Genomic DNA, 16458 nt, shown 5'->3' with positions numbered 1-16458 from the left:
CCGCCCCCACCGGCATCCGCGCCGATGGCGTCCTGGGTCGCGCCGATGGCGTCGCCGGCAGCACCGCTTGCGCCGGTGCTGCCTCCGCTGCCGGGTGCCGCGTCGGACGCCGCGCCGTCCGGCACGGCGCCGGACACCTTGCCCGCCGCCCCGCCGGGCTCCCCGTGCGCAGCCCCGGCGGCCGTGGCCGGGACGGCGCTGGACGCGGGGGCCGGTTCCGGCGTCCTCGCGTCGGCCCCCGGCTCGGACGCCTCCGGCTCCCTCGCGTCGGCCGGTCCGTCCCTCTCCGGTCCACGGGCCCGCATCCGGGCCCGTGTGCGCATACTCGCCAACCGGTCGTTCCCGGCGCTCACTTGGGGCCGCCGCCCTTCAGCTGGATGCCGCCGCCCGGGTACTTGCCCCGGCACGCCTTCTGGGCGTCCTGGAACGCCTTGTCGCCGGGCTGGATGCCGGTGCCTGACAGATCGATCTGCATGGCGCTGCCGTTGATTGCGGGGTCGGGGAAGTCCTTGAGCCCGTTCTCCCGCATGCAGGTGGCCCAGGCGGCGACCTTCGCGGAGTCCAGCGGCTTGCCCCCGCCGCCGTCCATCTGCGGCGCCTTGTCGCGGCATGCCTGCTCCGCGTCCTCGAACGCCGCGGAGTCGCGGTCGACGCCCGGGCCGCCGATGCGGATGCCGCCGCTGTCCTGCTTGGGGTCGGGGAAGTCCTTGACGCCGTTGTCGCGCATGCACTGCGCGTACTCCAGAGCCTTGTCGAACTGCTTGCCCGCGCCGCCGCGCGCGCCGTCCTCGCCGGCCGCCTTGCCGGACGAGCCGTTCCCGCCGGCGTCACCGGCTGAGCCGGACGCGTCGCCGCCGCAGCCGGTGAGCAGTGCGCCCGCCAGCAGCACCGTCGCAGCGGGGAGGGTACGGATCAGGGATCGGTTCCGAGTGATGAACATGCCCCGAGTTCTACGCCGGGGCCGGTTACACCACGGGAACGGCGGCTGTTACGCCGGTGTTATGTCCTCTGCCGCATCCTTGGCGCCATGCGGGTGCTCATCGTGGAAGACCACCGGGAGTTGGCGCAGACCGTGGCCACCGGGCTGCGCCGCGAAGGCATGGCCGTCGACCTGGCCTTCGACGGTGCGGAGGCGCTGGAGCAGGCGACGGTGCACGACTACGACGTGATCGTGCTCGACCGCGATCTGCCGCGGCTGCACGGCGACGAGGTCTGCCGCGCACTGAGCCGTGACGGCTCCCGCGCCCGGCTGCTGATGCTGACCGCTTCCTCCACCCTGGAGGACCGGGTCGAGGGGCTGGACCTCGGCGCGGACGACTACCTGGCCAAGCCGTTCGCGTTCGCCGAACTCGTAGCCCGTACCCGGGCGCTGGCCCGCCGGGCCCAGCCGGCCGTGCCGCCGGTCCTCATCCACGGTGACCTGACTCTCGCCCCGGCCGAGCGGCTGGCCCGCAGAGGGGGACGCAGACTGGATCTGTCGCCCAAGGAACTGTCCGTCCTGGAGCTGCTGCTGGCGGCGCAGGGCACCGTCGTCTCAGCGGAGGAGCTGCTGGAACGCGCCTGGGACCGGTCGGCCGACCCGTTCACCAACACCGTGAAGGTCACCGTCAGCAGGCTCCGCAGGAAGCTGGGCGACCCGCCACTGATCGAGACGGTGCCGCATGCCGGCTACCGCATCTGAGCCCGCGCCCTCCGCGTCGCCGCCGCCCGCCGCGCCTGCACAGGCGCGGGTCCGTGCGCGGGTCCGTGCGGCGCGCGGCGGCATCCGCTGGTCGGCCCGGCTGCGGCTGACCCTGCTGTACGGGGCCCTCTTCCTGGTCTCCGGCGCGGCGTTGCTCGGCAGCACCTATCTGCTGGTGGCCCAGAGCCCCGTCAACAAGAACACGCGGGTGACGGCGTGGCGCGTGGGAGGGGTTGACGGTGAGGCGGACCGGCTGCGCACACACATCGAGGACATCGTCAACGAGCGCCGCGCCGCCGAACTGCGCCTGCTGCTGACCGAGTCCGGAATCGCACTGGCCGGGATGACGGCCGTGTCGGTGGCGCTGGGCTGGGTGATGGCGGGCCGGGTGCTGCGCCCGGTGCGGGTCATGGCGGACAGGGCGCGCCGGATCTCCGAGCGGAACCTGCACGAGCGGCTCGCCGTACCGGGGCCGGCCGACGAACTCAAGGAGCTCGGTGACACCTTCGACGGGCTGCTGTCCCGGCTGGACGCGGCCTTCGCGGCGCAGCGGCGCTTCGTCGCCAACGCCTCGCACGAGCTGCGCACCCCGCTGACGCTGCAGCGCGCCACCGTCGAGGTGGCGCTCGCAGCGCCGGACCCCGACGTGGCGACGCTGCGCCAGGTGTGTGAGCGGGTGCTGCGGGCGGGGGAGAGCCAGGAACGGCTGATCGAGGCGCTGCTGACGCTGGCGAGCAGCGAGCGCGGGCTCGACCCCGCGCGCAGCGGCCCCACCGATCTCGCGGCCGTCATGGAGACGGTGCTGCGCGAGCGGGAGGACGCGCGGATGACCGTCACCCTGCGGCACGCGCCCACCCACGGTGACGCGGCGCTCATGGAGCGGCTGGCGGCCAACCTCGTGGAGAACGCCCGCCGTTACACTCCCCGCGACGGCTGGATCCACGTCGCCACCGGGACCAGCGCGGGGCGCCCCTGGCTGCACGTGGCCAACAGCGGCGAGCCGATCCGGCGCAGTCAGATCCCCGCACTCCACCAGCCCTTCCAACGCCTCGCCCCGCGCGGCGCCGACGAGGGACACGGTCTGGGCCTGTCCATCGTGGCCGCCGTCGCCCTGGCACACGCCGCCACCCTCACCACCGTCCCCGGCCCCGAGGGCGGCCTGGCCACCACCGTCACCTTCCCAGCCGCGCCCCGAGGGGACGCGGCCGACTCCGCGGCCGGCCATGACGGACGCACACCGGGCCCCCGGCAGATCTTCGAGGTCGAGGAGATCGAGGAGCTGCCGGAGGTGGTTGCCAGCTGCACGGTGATCAGCCCCAGCCGCCAGTGTGTGAGCTGACCTCCCTCGCCGCGGCGCTCTCCGCAGCCTCCAGTTGACGGCGGTCCAGGCTCCGGCCGGTGGCGTCCGGCCCCCTCAGCCCAGCCGCTCCAGCGCCGCGGCGACCGCACCCGTACCGTCCTCGGCACGCAGCAGTTCGGCCAACCGGCGGGCGCGCTCGGCGTACGCCGGAGAGCGGGTCGCCGCGGTCAGCGCGGTGGCCAGCCGCTCCGCCGTCAGCTCGCGCAGCGGCACGGCACTGGGTGCGACGCCGAGCGAGACCAGGCGCCGGGCCCAGAACCCGCCGTCGAACTGCACCGGCACCGGCACTGCCGGCACTCCGGCACGCAGCCCGGCGGCGGTGGTGCCCGCTCCGCAGTGGTGCACCACCGCGGCCATCCGCGGAAAGAGCAGCGCGTGTGGCACTTCGTCCACCGTCAGCAACTCGCCGCCCGCGTCCCGCGTACGCAGTCCGGCCCAGCCGCGCTGCACCACGCCGCGCAGCCCGGCGGCGCGCAGCGCCCGCACCAGTAGGTCACTGGTGGCCTCCGGGTCGGGGACGGTGGCGCTGCCCAGCCCGACGAAGACGGGCGGCGGCCCCGCGGCGAGGAACTTCTCGACGTACGCGGGGAGTCGAGCGCGCGGCGGGTCGTACGGCCACCAGTAGCCGCACACGGACAGGCCCGGCCGCCAGTCGCGCGGACGGGGCACGACGACGGGGCTGAAGCCGTGCTGCACGGGCCAGTGCCGCCGCTCCCGCGCCCGGCGCCCCGCGTGCCGCAGCCCTCCGCGCCGCAGCACTCCGCCCGGCAGCCCGAGCAGGTCCCGCGCGGTGGTCCGTACGGTGTCCGCGAAGATCTGCTCCACGGCGGCGTTCACGGCGTGGCCGGCCAGCCGGTTGCCCACCGGGCCGAACGAACGCCCACCGAGCACGGAGGGGCCGAACGCGGCCGTGGGGTGCAGGGGCTGGAGGTAGACGCCCATCGTCGGCACGCCGAGCCCCGCACCGATGGCCCGCCCCAGCGGCGCCAGCGAGCTGGACAGCAGCAGTACGTCGCTCTCGCGTGCCAACGCAACCAGCGGCGGCGCCATCTCGCCCACCAGCTCCCGCGCCATCCGGGCCAGCTGCACCAGCTTCCCCGGGCCCGAGTGGCTGTCGTGCAGCGCCCGCCCCTTCTCGGACTCCAGCTCGGCACGCGGGTCGACGGGCAGCGGCTGAAAACCGGCACCCGTCGCCCGCACCAGTGGCCCGAACGTCCCGTGCGTGGCCACTGTCACCTCGTGCCCTGCCTCGGCCAGCCCGTGGGCGAGCCCCGTGTAGGGCGCGATGTCACCCCGCGAACCCGCCGTCATCACCGCAACACGCATCCGCCCAGTATCCGCGCCGACCACGGCCCGGCACGGCAGGTCGCCATGTGGGCGCCCCGAAAGGGGCGCGGGGAACTGCGCGAACAACCACCACTCACCCGCAGTCTGCGAACTCCCGTCAGCGGCACTCCCTCGTCAGCACAGGAGAGGGGGAACAACACTGGGGGCTCAAGGCCCCATCATCGTGCCGTTCATCGCCAGATTGGACACCAGCAGCCCGCCGTCCACCGGGAGGCTCACACCGGTGATCCACGCGGCGTCCCGGGAGGCCAGGAAGGCGACGGCGGCGGCGATGTCGGACGGCTCGCCGACGCGGCCCAGCGGATAGTGCGCCGCGACCCGCTCCAGCATCCCGGCCCGGTCCCGCCATACGTCGGTCCGCACCGTGCCGGGCTCCACCAGGTTGACCCGCACTCCGCGCGGTGCGGACTCGACGGCCAGCGTGCGGGTGAGGGAGGCCAGCGCAGCCTTGGCGGCGCTGTAGGCGTGGTTGCCGAAGTGCTGCTCGGCGTTGACCGAGCCGACATTGACGACGGCGCCCCGGCCCGCGGCCTCGGCCAGCAGCGGCAGTGCGGCGCGGGCACAGCGTGCCGCCCCGTGCAGGGTGACCTCGAAGTCCTCGTACCAGGGCGCCTCTTCCCCCTCCTCGAAACGGGCGGGGTCGGGGTGGCAGGCGTAGGCGTTGTTGACAAGGACATCGAGGCCGCCGAAGGACCCGGCGGCGCGGTCGACCGCCGCTCGCACGGCCGCCCCGTCCGTCACATCGCAGCCGAGGGATTCGGCACGGCCGCCGCCCTCGCGGATGCCCGCGGCCACCCGCTCGGCGCGCTCCGGGTCCCGGTCCGTGACCAGAACCCGTGCGCCCTCAGCGGCGAGGCGGCGTGCGACGGCCGCTCCGATGCCCTGTCCGGCGCCGGTCACCAGCGCCCCGTACCCGTCGAATCGCGTCATCCGATCATGCTAGAAGTCCCCTCCCCCGGGCGCTCGGCGGCAACCTCCCCGGCTGCGGCACCGGGTTCGGCCCCGGCACCCGGTTCGGCCCCGGCACCGCGCTCGGCCGCGATCCGCTCCGCCGCCTTGTTGTGCTGCTCCTCCCAGGTGGAGAGGGCGAGGCCGCAGGCGTGGTCCATGTGCCGCAGCTTCTCCAGGCGCAGTTCGACCCGGCGGTCGGCGGGCAGCGCCTCCAGCTGGTCCTGGAGCTTGGGCAGTCGCAGGAAGGTGGCGTTCCCCAGCACCATGACCCGCAGTGGCCGGTCCGCGCCCGGGTCCTCCGTCTCCACATGGATGTGCGAGGTCTCCCAGGCGGTCTTGACCACCGCCATCAGCAGCCCCAGCAGCACGCCCTCGAACATGTTGGTGAGGACGATCGCCAGCGCGGTGACGGCCAGCACCACCGCCTCGGCCCGGTGCCGGCGCCACATGGGGGCCAGGTCGCGCAGCGGAATCAGCTTCCAGCCCGCGTGGACCAGGATGCCCGCCAGCGCGGAGAGCGGGATCATGCCCAGCGCGCCCGGCAGCGCGACGGTGAACAGCAGCAGCCACAGACCGTGCAGCACCCGGGACGCCTTCGTCCTCGCTCCGGCCGCCACATTGGCCGAACTGCGGACGATGACCGCCGTCATCGGCAGCGCACCCAGCGCGCCGCACACGGCGTTCCCCGCACCCTGGGCGATCAGCTCCTTGTCGTAATGGGTACGCGGCCCCTCGTGCAGCCGGTCCACGGCGGCGGCGCTGAACAGCGACTCGGCGGAGGCGATCAGCGTGAACGCGAGCACCGTGCTCAGCATGCCGATCGAGGCCAGCCCGCCGAACTCGCCCAGCCCCGGCGGCTGCACGGCGTCCAGCAGCCCCTGCACCTCGACCCGTGCGATGGGCAGGTCGAGGGCGACGGTGGCGCCCGTGGCCAGCAGCACGGCCGCCAGCGGCGCGGGCAGCACCCGCGCCCCGGCCCGCCACTTGGGCCACACCAGCAGCACCGCCACCGTTCCCGCGCCGACCGCGAAGGCGGTCAGGGCTGTGCTGTCACCGGCCGTGTCCAGCACCAGCCGGCCCAGGCCCAGGATCTTCTCCGGACCGCTGCCGGGGGCCTTGGCGTCGGCGAGAGAGTAGAGCTGACCGGCGATCAGCACCAGGCCGATGCCGGCGAGCATGCCCTGGACGACGGAGACGGAGATGGCGCGGAACCAGCGGCCCAGCCGCAGCAGGCCCATCGCCAGTTGCAGCACCCCGGCGGCCAGCACCAGGACGCCCAGCCCGCCGAGGCCGTAGGTCTGCACCGCCTCGTAGACCAGCACCGTCAGTCCGGCGGCCGGGCCGCTGACCTGGAGGCTGCTGCCGGGCAGGAACCCGGTGACCAGCCCGCCCACGATGCCGGTGACCAGGCCGAGTTCGGCCGGTACCCCGGAAGCGACGGCGACGCCCACGCACAGCGGCAGGGCGACGAGGAAGACGACGAGCGAGGCGGTGAAGTCCGCCCGCAGCAGGCTCTTCGAGTACGTCATGACGCCACCTCTCACAGGGGGAGGAACGCGTCGCAACGCGCATCGAGTTCGAGCACCAGGCCGGTGTCGATGGTGTAGAACCAGCCGCGCAGCGCCAGTTGCCCGGAGGCTTCCCGTTCCGCGACGCACGGGTAGTCCCGCAGCCGCGCGAGCTGCGCGCGTACGTGGCGCTGCACGGCGGCGGACACATCGGGCCGTTCGCGGTCGGCGTCGTCGGGCGCGAGTTCGCCGGGCGGGGGCAGCTGGGTGGTCAGCCAGCTGTGCACGGCGGGCACGGCCGCCAGGTCCTCCTCCCGCACCCGGGCGCCGACCGCGCCGCAGTGCGAGTGCCCGCAGACCACGATCTCGGGCACCTCCAGTACCCGGACCGCGTATTCGATGGTGGCGGCCTCGCCGCTGGGCTGTCCGCCCGTCGCGCTGTAGGGCGGCACCGCGTTGCCCGCGGTGCGCAGTTCGAAGAGCTGTCCTGGACGGGCGCCGGTGAAGACCGCGGGCTGTACCCGCGAGTCGGAGCAGGTGATGAAGAGCGCTTCGGGCGACTGGCCCTGTGCCAGCCTGCCGTAGCTCTCCCGTTCGTCGGTACGGTCGTTGATCCGTGCGGAAAAAGCGCGTGCGTGCGGAATGAGTGAGCGCATGAGGGTTACCTTGCGTTCAGGTGCGTACGAGATCTCGTACGGACTCTGCGTACGGAAGTCGGCGAGAAGTCGGTTACGCGGCCTCGTCGGCCGGTACCGGCTGGTCGCGGACAGCGCGCCGGTACGCGGCTGCCGCTGCCGGTATCAGTGCCGCAGCACCTGGTGCAGTACGGGAACCTCGACGGATCTGCGCCACGGCATGCCGGCGCTGCCGTTCCCCGGCAGCGCGGCGGGGTAGTCGGCGGCGAGCGAGTGGGCCCGCCGGTCGCCGGCGTCGAGCGGGCGCTCGCCGGGTGCCGGTGGCGTGATGTGGTGGCGTACGGCGCGGCGCGGATGACAGTCGGCGTCGCCGTGCTCGGTCTCTTCGGCCACCGGAGGTGAGATGTCGTCAGCGGTCGTGGTGGCCGCCGGCGGCTCGCTCGTCGGCGCCGGGAGGGCACAGGCGGCCTCGGTGGCCAGCAGCACGGAGAGGAGCAGGACGAGGGCGGAGAGGCATATCCGTACGCCGGTCACGCAGCGTCGCATCGTCCTCCTCCCGTCAACTGCTCCGAGCTGGGTGGATTCCATCGTCACCCACAGGGTGTGACGAACCCGCACGGCGAAGGTGAACTGTGGGTGAACTGACCTGGGAGATGCTGGGACTTTCGCTCGCACCCTCTTGTTTTCAGCCGCAACGGCGAGAATTGATCCTCTGCGTAGCTCGCTCGTACGGCCGATATTCGAACTGTGATGCCTCTGACCCGGCATGTCAGCCTTTGAAGGCACCCCGCAACAAGCCGGAAACAAAGCTCCGTTGAAACAGCAGGTACACGATTGTGATCGGAAGCATGACAAGAATTGTTCCGGCGGCGAGCATCGGCACATCCGTATTGTTCTGCCCCACGAAGAAGCCCAGCCCCGCCGGGGCCGTCCGCTTGGCCGCGTCCTGCATCAACACCAGCACCAGCAGGAACTGATTCCACGACCACATGAACACCAGCACCCCGAGCGTCGTCAGCGACGGCCGCGCCAGTGGCAGCAGCACCCTGGTGAGGATCGTCCACGAAGAGGCGCCGTCGATCCGCGCCGCCTCCACCAGCGCGGCCGGCGTTGTACGGAAGTGCGTCCGCATCCAGAAGACGCCGAACGGCATGAACAGCGCGATCTCCACCAGGATGACCCCGAGGTACGAGTCCGTCAGCCCGACCCCCCGCAGGTCGAAGTAGAGCGGCACCACGATCAGTTCGACCGGGATCGTCAGCCCCGCGACGAACAGCGCCGCCACCCCGTCACCGCCCGGCAGCCGCATGGTGCCCAGCGCATAGCCGGCGAGCCCGGCCAGCACCAGTGAGGCGGGCACCACCCCGACGGCGATCAGCAGACTGGAACGCATCAGCTCGGAGAAGCCCGCGACCGTCCACGCTTGCCGGTAGTTGTCCAGGCTCCACCGCTCGGGCCAGGACATGCCCACCACCGGCTCGCCCGAGGGCTGCATGGAGGCCAGGAAGACGCTGAGGAACGGGATGACGACCGCAATCGCCAATACGGCCAGCAGCGCCTGCCCCGTCCAACGCTCCGCGCGCGACGCCGTGTTCATGACCGCGACCTCACAGCGCTCCCGGGTCTCAGGGACCTCTCCGGCGTCTCCGGCCGCGACAGCCGGTTGACGATGTAGACGATCACCAGGATCAGCAGGCTCAGCAGCACCCCGAGCGCCGACGCCAGCCCCACCTTCCCGTCGGAGAAGGCGAGCCGGTAGACCAGCAGTCCTGGCACGGTCGTCTCCTCGCCCGGCCCGCCGCCCGTGGTGACGTAGACGATGTCGAAGCTGGCCAGCGCGGCCACCGTGGTGACCGTCAGCGCGACGGCCAGCTCGCCGCGCAGCTGCGGGAGGGTGACCGAGACGAACTCCCGTACCGGGCCCGCCCCGTCCAGCCGCGCCGCCTCGTACAGCTGGGGGTCGATCTTCTGCACCCCGCTCAGAAAGAGCATCATGCACAGCCCGCTGAGCACCCAGGTGCCCACCAGGCCGACGGCCACCAGCGCCCAGTCGAAGTCCCCCAGCCACGCCCGCGCCCAGCCGCCGAGCCCGATACCGCCCAGCGTCTCGTTGATCAGCCCGTCGTCCCCGTACAGCCAGCGCCAGGTCACGCCCACCGCGACCAGCGGCACCACCTGCGGCAGCATGAACAGCAGCCGGTAGACGCCCATTCCGCGGCGCCGGTGCCTGGCCAGCAGCCCGGTCATCGCCAGCCCCGCCAGGATCGGCAGGAACGCGAAGAAGACGATGAGGACCAGCGCGTTGACCACCGAGCCGCGCAGCGCCGGGTCGGCGAAGACCTCCCGGTAGTTGCCGAGCCCCACCCAGCTGCCCAGCGTCACCCCGTCCCACTCGAACAGCGACAGATAGGCGGTGTGCAGCGCGGGCAGCACGGCGAAGGTGAGGTAGACGGCGAGTGCGGGGAGGACGTAGAGATAGCCGCGGTAGTCGCGCCACGTACGCGCGCGGCGCGGTGCTGTGCGGGCCGAAGGCTCCTTGGCCCGGCTCATGACCCGCCCCCGTAGCGGTCCTGCCACACGTCCTGGAGGGAGTCGAGATACGCCTCGGGTGTGGTGCGGCCGGCGATCAGTTTCTGCACCCCGGCGCGGAGCGGGTCGAGCATGTTCGGTGCGGTGAAGTCCGGGAAGTGGTTCATGCCGTTGTCGGCCGTGACCCGCCGGTGCGCCCGCGCCACTTCGCCCAGTACGCCCTCGGGAACGGGAACGGCGCTCTCGTCGGGCGGCAGGAAACCGTTGTCGCTGACGATCTTCGCGGCCTGCCGGGAGCCGAGGAAGTCGAGGAAGGCGCCGGCGGCCTGCGGATGCTTCGTACGGGACGAGATCGCGTACGAGACACTGAACCCGGAGGAGACGGCGCGCGCTCCGGGGCGCTCGCCGGGCAGCAGGAAGAAGCCCGCGTCCTTCCCCATCGCCTCGGACAACTGCCCGGCAGCCCAGTTGCCGTTGATGAGGAAGACGCTCTCGCCCCGGGCGAACTGCGCCGTGGTGTCGGTCTGGGTGGTGCCGTTCGCCGACTCGTTGAAATACCCCTTGCGGCTCCACTCCACCAGCTTCCGGGTGGCCGCCAGCGTCCGCGGTGTCTCGATGGTGGCCCCTGCGGTGCCCTTGACCCAGTTCCGGTACGCCTTGGGCGGCATCGCGTTGTTGACCAGCGCAGCCCACAGATGGAGGCCGCCCGAATCGAGTGCGCCGACGCCCAGCGGGGTCATCCCGGCCCGCTTGACGGCGGCCAGCTGCCGGCCGAACTCGGCGAGCGTGCGGGGCGGCCGGGTGATGCCGGCCTTCCGGGCGAGCGCCTTGTTGTAGTAGATCCCCGTCATCGACAGCCCCGCAGGCACCCCGTACAGCCGCCGTCCCGAGGAGGCGCGCCGCCCGGAGCCGGTGAGCTGGTCGAGGGAGGCGGCCGGGAACTTCTTCCGCCAGCCGTACGCGTCCCGGTACGGCGCCAGGTCCAGGATGTCGCCCCGCGCGGCGATGTCGTCCATGCCGACGGCGAACTGGGCGAGGTCCGGCGCGGTGTCCGAGGCCATCGTGAGCTTGATGCTCTTCACGTAGTCGGCGAACTGGGTGTACCGCGGTTCGATGGTGATCCGGGGATGCTTCTTGTGGAACGCCGCGACGAGGGCGTCCACCATCGCGGGTGCGTCGGCGAAGGTGAGTCTCAGGGTGATGTCGCCCTCGCCCCTCGGTACCGCGGTGGAGGACGGCACCGTTCTTGGCCGGTCAGGGTCGGCGGCGTTGCCCGGAGTCAGGGCGCTACATGCTGTGAGCAGCAGCAACGCGCACAGTAATGCCGCGTACGTGGTGGTGCGGCGTCTCCCCATGCGTGCCCCCTCTCGGAGCACACCCTTCCCCGTGCGACGGCGCACAACGCCTCCTCGCCTTCGGGTGCGCGCCCCCTCCGCATGTGGCGTTGATTTGGTGCGATTATGGGGAAAGGCCCCAAATATGGAGGAAGAGATGTTCGAGCCGGACGATATCCGGGAATGGCGCGGGCACGACGTCGTGGATGCGGGCGGGAGCAGGATCGGCTCGCTGGAGTCGGTGTATGTGGACACCGGGACCGACCAGCCCTCCTTCGCCACGGTGACTGTCGGGATGCCCACCCGGCACCGGCTCGTGTTCGTTCCGCTGGCGGGAGCCACGGTGGGGCCGGGGTATCTGAAGGTCCGGTACCCCAAGAGCCAGGTGAAGGGCGCTCCGTCCATCGGGACCGACGATGTGCTGCCGGCCACCGACGAGCCGTCCGTCTTCGCGCACTACGAGATCGAGTACACCCCGGGCGCGGGTGGCGAACGCCGCCTCGCGCGCCGCTGAGAGACGGGGAGGCCGAGATGGCCCTGTTTCTGTTCCTGGTCCTGGTGGCGATCCTGCTGGGAATCTTCGGCTCGGTCGTCCATGGACTCTTCTACCTGCTGATCATCGGCATCTTCGTCGCACTGATCGGCTTCCTGTACGCGGCCTACCGCATCACGTCCCGCGCGACGCGTCGCCATCCACGCTGAGCGCCGCCGTTCTCGGGGGCTGAGGGCTGAGGGCTGACGCTGGGGACTCGGTGGTGCTCGCGGGGTCCGGGGGCCGTCTTGAACCACTTGCGGCGGCTGCACGTGATCACTCCAGAACGCGCTCGGTTTCCGACAGAAAGCGAACGGACGATGCCCACTCCGTCTTCTCCCGTTTCCCCTGTGAGCCCCGGGGCCGACAGGGGAAGGACTTCCCCCGTTTCCCCGATCGAGGAGCCGCGGTACCCCGTACACCCGCGGGCTGAGCGCCCGGCGGCCGCGACAACCAGTGCCAATGCCCCGCGGAATGCCCCGGACATGGGGGACGCCCACGCATTCGCCAAGGTGGCGGGCGGGGACCGGCGGCAGCCTCAACAGCCGGAACAGAGCACGCAGCGGCCGGGCAACACCGCTGCCGAGGCGGCGGCTCCTCCCGCACGCGGCGTCCGGATCAAGCCCTTCTGGCACCCTCCTGCCCTTCCGGTCCAGGCCCCGGGGAACCCTCTCGGCGGCGGTGGCGCGGGAGAGTTTCTGCCCCAGGGCCACCAGCAGGGCGGGGACTGGAGGGCTGTCCAGGGGTCTGTCCAGGGATCCCTGCACCGCAGGCCGGCGGTCCGCTACGGCGCCGGTCAGGGGCCGCGGCCGCAGCGGCGCCAGGGCCGCTGAGGCGCCTCGGCCTGCTGTCCGTTATGCCCGCTCCGCTCCGCTATGTACCCTGAGTGGAGCACGCACGATGCCCACGCGGCGGGAAGGCGGACACATGGCTTCGGTCGGCGGAGTGCCCTGCTGGGTGAGTCTGATGACCCCGGACCAACGGGCCGCCGAAGAGTTCTACGGGCCGGTGCTGAGCTGGACTTTCATCTCCTCGGACGCAGGCCCCGACGCACGGATCGCCACCGTGGAGGGACAGCCGGTTGCCGGGGTCAACCAGCTGTCCGCCGGCGCGGGCCCCGAGGCCGAGCGCTGGACGGTGTACTTCCATGTCGAGGACGCCGACGTGGTCGCGGAGCGCATCTCCGAACGGGGGGCCACGGTGGCCGTCGGCCCGCTGCGGGCGGGCGGCGGCCGTGCCGTGATCGCTGCCGACCAGTGGGGCGCGCCGTTCGGACTGTGGCAGGGCGACGGCCCGGCTTCCTGGTGGGTCGGCTCGGGACCGGCACCCGCCTGGCTCCAGCTGCACACCTCGGACGCCTTCGCCGCCGCGGTCTTCTACGGCGAGATCTTCGACTGGGAGTCGGACCCCAGCCACGGGGTCACCTATGAGGAGCAGTACGACGAGATCGTCGTACGGGTCGACGGCCACGCGGTTGCCGGGCTGCGCGGCGGTGCGCTGGAGGCGCCGCCCGACCCGGCCATCCGCCCGCGGTGGGAGCCGTACTTCCGGGTACCCGACTTGGACGCGGCGGTCAGCGCGGCGGAACGGGAGGGCGGCGCGGTCGCCTCCCCGCCCCGCGCGGGCCCCCTGGGGCCGACGGCGACGCTCCGCGACCCCAAGGGAGCCTCCTTCTGTCTGCTCAGCACGTAAGGAGCACACCATGCAGGAGAACGACAAGACCGGCCCCGTGCAGGACGACGAGGCCAAGAAGCGGCTGCGCGGCGATCTGCGCTCCAATCGCGAGGAGGCGCGGGAGATGGAGCCCTCCGGCGAGGACCAGCCCGAGCCCTTCCGGGACCCGCAGGCCCTGCGGACCGGCGGCACCCCGGCCGGGATGACTCCGCGCGACGTCGAGCTGCGCTCCGAGATCGCACAGTACCTGGGCCGCCATCTGTACCCGACCGGGCGCGAGGAGGTGCTGGACGCGCTGCGCGCCGAGCATGCGCCGGACCGGCTCGTGGAGATGGCCCGGGGCCTTCCGGCGGACGCGCGCTTCCGCAACGTTCAGGAGCTGGCGCAGGGGCTGGGCCTGCACACTGAGACCCGTCGCTCCTGACGCCCCACTCTCATGGCGGCGGTCCCCGCCGTTGGGACTTGGGCCGTTGGGCCTCGGCCCGGTGCCTGACTGCGGGGCCGTCGTGGTGGTTCGAGCAGTTCCCCGCGCCCCCTCGGGGCGGCATACTCACAGCACAGAGCAACAAGACAGCTCAGTGCTGAACAGAAAAGCGCGTCCCGGTCATTGACACCCCTCTCAGCCCTCCTTAGTGTCACATCGCTATTTCGAACGCGTGACGAAATATCGAACGGCATAGAGCGACACTCAGGAGCGGCACCGTGCGCATCACTGGTATCAGCACCCACGTGGTCGGTACTCCGTGGCGGAACCTGACCTACGTACAGGTTCATACCGACGAAGGACTCACCGGAGTCGGAGAGACCCGGATGCTGGGCCACACCGACGCGCTGCTCGGCTATCTGCGGGAGGCGGAGGCCAACCACATCGCCGGCTCCGATCCGTTCCGTATCGAGGACCTGGTACGGCGGATGAAGTACGGCGACTACGGCCGCGCCGGTGAGATCGTGATGTCCGGCATCGCCTGTGTGGAGATGGCCTGTTGGGACATCAAGGGCAAGGCCCTGGGCGTCCCGGTCTGGCAGCTGCTGGGCGGCAACGTCACCGACACCGTCAAGGCGTACGCCAACGGCTGGTACACCACCGAGCGCACCCCCGAGGCGTACCACCAGGCGGCCAAGGACGTCATGGCGCGCGGCTACCGCGCCCTGAAGATCGATCCGTTCGGCACCGGACACTTCGAACTCTCCTACGAGGACACCCGCTACGCGGTCTCCCTCATCGAGGCCGTACGCGATGCCATCGGCCCGGACGCCGAGCTGATGCTGGAGATGCACGGCCGCTTCGCGCCGGCCACCGCAGTCCGGCTCGCCCACGAGATGGCTCCCTTCCGGCCCGCCTGGCTGGAGGAGCCGGTGCCGCCGGAGAACCTCAAGGCGCTCGCGAAGGTCGCGGGCAAGGTGGACATGCCGGTGGCGACCGGGGAGCGCATCCACGACCGGATCGAGTTCCGGGAGCTGTTCGAGAGCCAGGCCGCCGACATCATCCAGCCCGACCTCGGGCACCTCGGCGGCATCGCCGAGACCCGCAAGCTGGCGGCCACCGCCGAGACCCACTACATGCTGGTGGCCCCGCACAACGTCGGCGGCCCCGTACTGACCGCCGCCAGCCTGCAGATGGGCTTCGCCACGCCCAACTTCAAGGTGCTGGAGCACTTCAACGACTTCGCCGACGCCGAGATCAAGAAGGTCGTCAAGGGCGCTCCGCAGGTCGACCCCGAGACCGGCTGCTTCACCCTCTCCCACGCACCGGGACTGGGCGTCGAGCTGGACACGGACGCGGCGGCGGAGTTCCCCCAGCAGCGCGCCCACTTCGACCTGTGGGCCGAGGGCTGGGAGACCCGCAACCCCGACGGCGGCGACAAGTGACCGCCACCCGCGAGGAGGGGCGCGCCGTCGTCCTGGACGCGCCCGGCGCCGCCCGCCTCGTCCCGCACACCCCGCGCCCGCCGGGACCAGGAGAGGCGCTGGTGCACATCCACGCGGCCGGGATCTGCGGCAGCGACCGGGAGCTGTACCAGGGCAACCGCCCGGCGCCGTACGCGCGCTACCCCGTCACCCCCGGCCACGAGTGGTCCGGCACCGTCGCCGGGACCGGCGAAGGGGTGCCCGGCGGGCTGGTGGGGCGCAAGGTGGTGGGGGAGGGGTTCCGCAACTGCCAGGTGTGCGAGCGCTGCCACGTCGGCGAGACCACACTGTGCACCGCCGGATACGCGGAGACCGGGTTCACCGAGCCCGGCGCCATGGCCCCCACCCTGACCCTCCCGGCCCGGCTGCTGCATCCGCTGCCCGACGACGCGGACCTGACGGCCGCAGCGCTGCTGGAGCCCACCGCATGTGTGGCGGCCGCGGCGCTCCGGGCCCGGGTCAGGCCAGGTGACCGGGTGGCCGTGGTCGGCGACGGCACGCTGGGGATGCTCGCCGCCCGGCTGCTGGGCCTCGGCTCACCCGCCGAGCTGCTGATGGTGGGCGCGCGCCCGGAACGCGCGGAGCTCGCCGCCGGGTTCGGTGCCACCGGCTACCGCCACCACCAGGAGACCGAAGGGCTCGGCGATTACGACACCGTCGTCGAGGCGGCGGGCGCCCCCGGTGCGGCCCGGCAGGCGGCCGGACTGCTGCGGCGCGGCGGACGGCTGGTGCTCACCGGCATCCCGCCCGCCGGAGCCGCCGAGCTCGACCCGGCGGCGCTCGTGCTCGGCCAGTTGCGGGTGGAGACCGTCTTCGGTGCCCCGCCCGCCGCCTGGGCGCACGCGGTGCGCACCTTCGCCTCCGGGCTGCTGGACCCGCTGCCGCTGGTCACCCACCGGCTGCCGCTGGCCGAGTTCGAGAAGGCCGTCGCACTCGTCGCCGACGCCGACCCCGCCGTCGGCAAGGTGCTGCTGCATCCCTGAGCCCCCGCTGCATCCC

General features: G+C 72.2%; 17 protein-coding genes and 1 pseudogene. 8 read left to right on the top strand and 10 right to left on the bottom strand.

Annotation, left to right across the window (positions count from 1 at the left end; genetic code table 11):
• Both ITI46_RS27100 and ITI46_RS27095 read right to left on the bottom strand, forming a co-directional pair.
• Positions 1–305 (bottom strand): annotated as a pseudogene (locus ITI46_RS27100) (hypothetical protein); the annotation flags it as partial.
• Between the two features lie 44 nt (positions 306–349).
• Positions 350–940, bottom strand: a complete 591-nt coding sequence (locus ITI46_RS27095; protein ID WP_209242532.1) for a hypothetical protein — start codon at positions 938–940, stop codon at positions 350–352.
• An 87-nt stretch (positions 941–1027) separates the two neighbouring features.
• Here ITI46_RS27095 and ITI46_RS27090 point away from each other — a divergent pair, with 87 nt between their 5' ends.
• Together ITI46_RS27090 and ITI46_RS27085 are read left to right on the top strand one after the other, a co-directional pair.
• Positions 1028–1681 carry a response regulator transcription factor gene (locus ITI46_RS27090; protein WP_209242531.1) on the top strand — a complete coding sequence of 218 codons (654 nt, stop codon included), beginning with the start codon at positions 1028–1030 and terminating at the stop codon, positions 1679–1681.
• Positions 1662–3020 (top strand): sensor histidine kinase, encoded by a 1359-nt coding sequence (locus ITI46_RS27085; RefSeq protein ID WP_209242530.1) that lies wholly within the window; start codon positions 1662–1664, stop codon positions 3018–3020. Before ITI46_RS27090 ends, ITI46_RS27085 begins: the two co-directional genes overlap by 20 nt.
• Before the next feature lie 75 nt (positions 3021–3095).
• Here the strand turns inward: ITI46_RS27085 and ITI46_RS27080 are convergent, their stop codons facing one another.
• From ITI46_RS27080 to ITI46_RS27045, 8 genes are all read right to left on the bottom strand, one after another.
• Positions 3096–4367 (bottom strand): glycosyltransferase, encoded by a 1272-nt coding sequence (locus ITI46_RS27080; RefSeq protein WP_209242529.1) that lies wholly within the window; start codon positions 4365–4367, stop codon positions 3096–3098.
• 168 nt (positions 4368–4535) lie between these two features.
• Positions 4536–5318, bottom strand: coding sequence for an SDR family NAD(P)-dependent oxidoreductase (locus ITI46_RS27075; protein WP_209242528.1), 783 nt, complete (start codon positions 5316–5318; stop codon positions 4536–4538).
• Positions 5315–6868: a SulP family inorganic anion transporter gene (locus ITI46_RS27070; RefSeq protein WP_209242527.1), complete on the bottom strand. Its 1554-nt coding sequence runs from the start codon at positions 6866–6868 to the stop codon at positions 5315–5317. The genes ITI46_RS27075 and ITI46_RS27070 overlap by 4 nt, the downstream gene beginning before the upstream one ends.
• An 11-nt stretch (positions 6869–6879) precedes the next feature.
• Complete coding sequence (locus tag ITI46_RS27065; RefSeq protein ID WP_209242526.1) at positions 6880–7503, bottom strand: carbonic anhydrase; 624 nt, start codon at positions 7501–7503, stop codon at positions 6880–6882.
• Positions 7504–7647: 144 nt separating this feature from the next.
• On the bottom strand, positions 7648–8028 hold the full coding sequence (locus ITI46_RS27060) for a hypothetical protein (RefSeq protein WP_209242525.1): 381 nt from the start codon (positions 8026–8028) through the stop codon (positions 7648–7650).
• Positions 8029–8251: 223 nt separating this feature from the next.
• The gene (locus tag ITI46_RS27055; RefSeq protein WP_209242524.1) at positions 8252–9079 is read right to left on the bottom strand and encodes a carbohydrate ABC transporter permease; all 828 of its coding nucleotides are present in this window, start codon (positions 9077–9079) and stop codon (positions 8252–8254) included.
• Positions 9076–10032, bottom strand: a complete 957-nt coding sequence (locus ITI46_RS27050) for a carbohydrate ABC transporter permease (protein WP_209242523.1) — start codon at positions 10030–10032, stop codon at positions 9076–9078. The genes ITI46_RS27055 and ITI46_RS27050 overlap by 4 nt, the downstream gene beginning before the upstream one ends.
• The gene (locus ITI46_RS27045) at positions 10029–11366 is read right to left on the bottom strand and encodes an extracellular solute-binding protein (RefSeq protein WP_209242522.1); all 1338 of its coding nucleotides are present in this window, start codon (positions 11364–11366) and stop codon (positions 10029–10031) included. The genes ITI46_RS27050 and ITI46_RS27045 overlap by 4 nt, the downstream gene beginning before the upstream one ends.
• Before the next feature lie 136 nt (positions 11367–11502).
• Here ITI46_RS27045 and ITI46_RS27040 point away from each other — a divergent pair, with 136 nt between their 5' ends.
• The 6 genes from ITI46_RS27040 to ITI46_RS27015 all read left to right on the top strand — a co-directional run bounded on the left by ITI46_RS27040 (position 11503) and on the right by ITI46_RS27015 (position 16442).
• Positions 11503–11859, top strand: a complete 357-nt coding sequence (locus ITI46_RS27040; protein WP_209242521.1) for a PRC-barrel domain-containing protein — start codon at positions 11503–11505, stop codon at positions 11857–11859.
• A 17-nt stretch (positions 11860–11876) separates the two neighbouring features.
• Entirely contained in the window at positions 11877–12047 is a 171-nt protein-coding gene (locus ITI46_RS27035) for a hypothetical protein (RefSeq protein ID WP_209242520.1), read from the top strand.
• A gap of 757 nt (positions 12048–12804) precedes the next feature.
• Entirely contained in the window at positions 12805–13569 is a 765-nt protein-coding gene (locus ITI46_RS27030; RefSeq protein ID WP_209242519.1) for a VOC family protein, read from the top strand.
• Between the two features lie 10 nt (positions 13570–13579).
• Complete coding sequence (locus ITI46_RS27025) at positions 13580–13975, top strand: DUF2795 domain-containing protein (protein ID WP_209242518.1); 396 nt, start codon at positions 13580–13582, stop codon at positions 13973–13975.
• A 278-nt stretch (positions 13976–14253) separates the two neighbouring features.
• Positions 14254–15420: a mandelate racemase/muconate lactonizing enzyme family protein gene (locus tag ITI46_RS27020; protein ID WP_209242517.1), complete on the top strand. Its 1167-nt coding sequence runs from the start codon at positions 14254–14256 to the stop codon at positions 15418–15420.
• The gene (locus tag ITI46_RS27015; protein ID WP_307808338.1) at positions 15417–16442 is read left to right on the top strand and encodes a zinc-dependent alcohol dehydrogenase; all 1026 of its coding nucleotides are present in this window, start codon (positions 15417–15419) and stop codon (positions 16440–16442) included. The genes ITI46_RS27020 and ITI46_RS27015 overlap by 4 nt, the downstream gene beginning before the upstream one ends.
• Positions 16443–16458: the final 16 nt, after the last annotated feature.

This window comes from Streptomyces oryzae, assembly GCF_017676365.1.
Taxonomy (GTDB): Bacteria; Actinomycetota; Actinomycetes; order Streptomycetales; family Streptomycetaceae; genus Streptomyces; species Streptomyces oryzae.
This window is presented reverse-complemented; position numbering and strand designations above follow the sequence as displayed.

Coding starts and splice junctions, on each gene's coding strand:
- ITI46_RS27095 (WP_209242532.1), bottom strand. CDS start 940: ATGTTCATCACTCGGAACCGATCCCTGATCCGTACCCTCCCCGCTGCG.
- ITI46_RS27090 (WP_209242531.1), top strand. CDS start 1,028: ATGCGGGTGCTCATCGTGGAAGACCACCGGGAGTTGGCGCAGACCGTG.
- ITI46_RS27085 (WP_209242530.1), top strand. CDS start 1,662: ATGCCGGCTACCGCATCTGAGCCCGCGCCCTCCGCGTCGCCGCCGCCC.
- ITI46_RS27080 (WP_209242529.1), bottom strand. CDS start 4,367: ATGCGTGTTGCGGTGATGACGGCGGGTTCGCGGGGTGACATCGCGCCC.
- ITI46_RS27075 (WP_209242528.1), bottom strand. CDS start 5,318: ATGACGCGATTCGACGGGTACGGGGCGCTGGTGACCGGCGCCGGACAG.
- ITI46_RS27070 (WP_209242527.1), bottom strand. CDS start 6,868: ATGACGTACTCGAAGAGCCTGCTGCGGGCGGACTTCACCGCCTCGCTC.
- ITI46_RS27065 (WP_209242526.1), bottom strand. CDS start 7,503: ATGCGCTCACTCATTCCGCACGCACGCGCTTTTTCCGCACGGATCAAC.
- ITI46_RS27060 (WP_209242525.1), bottom strand. CDS start 8,028: ATGCGACGCTGCGTGACCGGCGTACGGATATGCCTCTCCGCCCTCGTC.
- ITI46_RS27055 (WP_209242524.1), bottom strand. CDS start 9,079: ATGAACACGGCGTCGCGCGCGGAGCGTTGGACGGGGCAGGCGCTGCTG.
- ITI46_RS27050 (WP_209242523.1), bottom strand. CDS start 10,032: ATGAGCCGGGCCAAGGAGCCTTCGGCCCGCACAGCACCGCGCCGCGCG.
- ITI46_RS27045 (WP_209242522.1), bottom strand. CDS start 11,366: ATGGGGAGACGCCGCACCACCACGTACGCGGCATTACTGTGCGCGTTG.
- ITI46_RS27040 (WP_209242521.1), top strand. CDS start 11,503: ATGTTCGAGCCGGACGATATCCGGGAATGGCGCGGGCACGACGTCGTG.
- ITI46_RS27035 (WP_209242520.1), top strand. CDS start 11,877: ATGGCCCTGTTTCTGTTCCTGGTCCTGGTGGCGATCCTGCTGGGAATC.
- ITI46_RS27030 (WP_209242519.1), top strand. CDS start 12,805: ATGGCTTCGGTCGGCGGAGTGCCCTGCTGGGTGAGTCTGATGACCCCG.
- ITI46_RS27025 (WP_209242518.1), top strand. CDS start 13,580: ATGCAGGAGAACGACAAGACCGGCCCCGTGCAGGACGACGAGGCCAAG.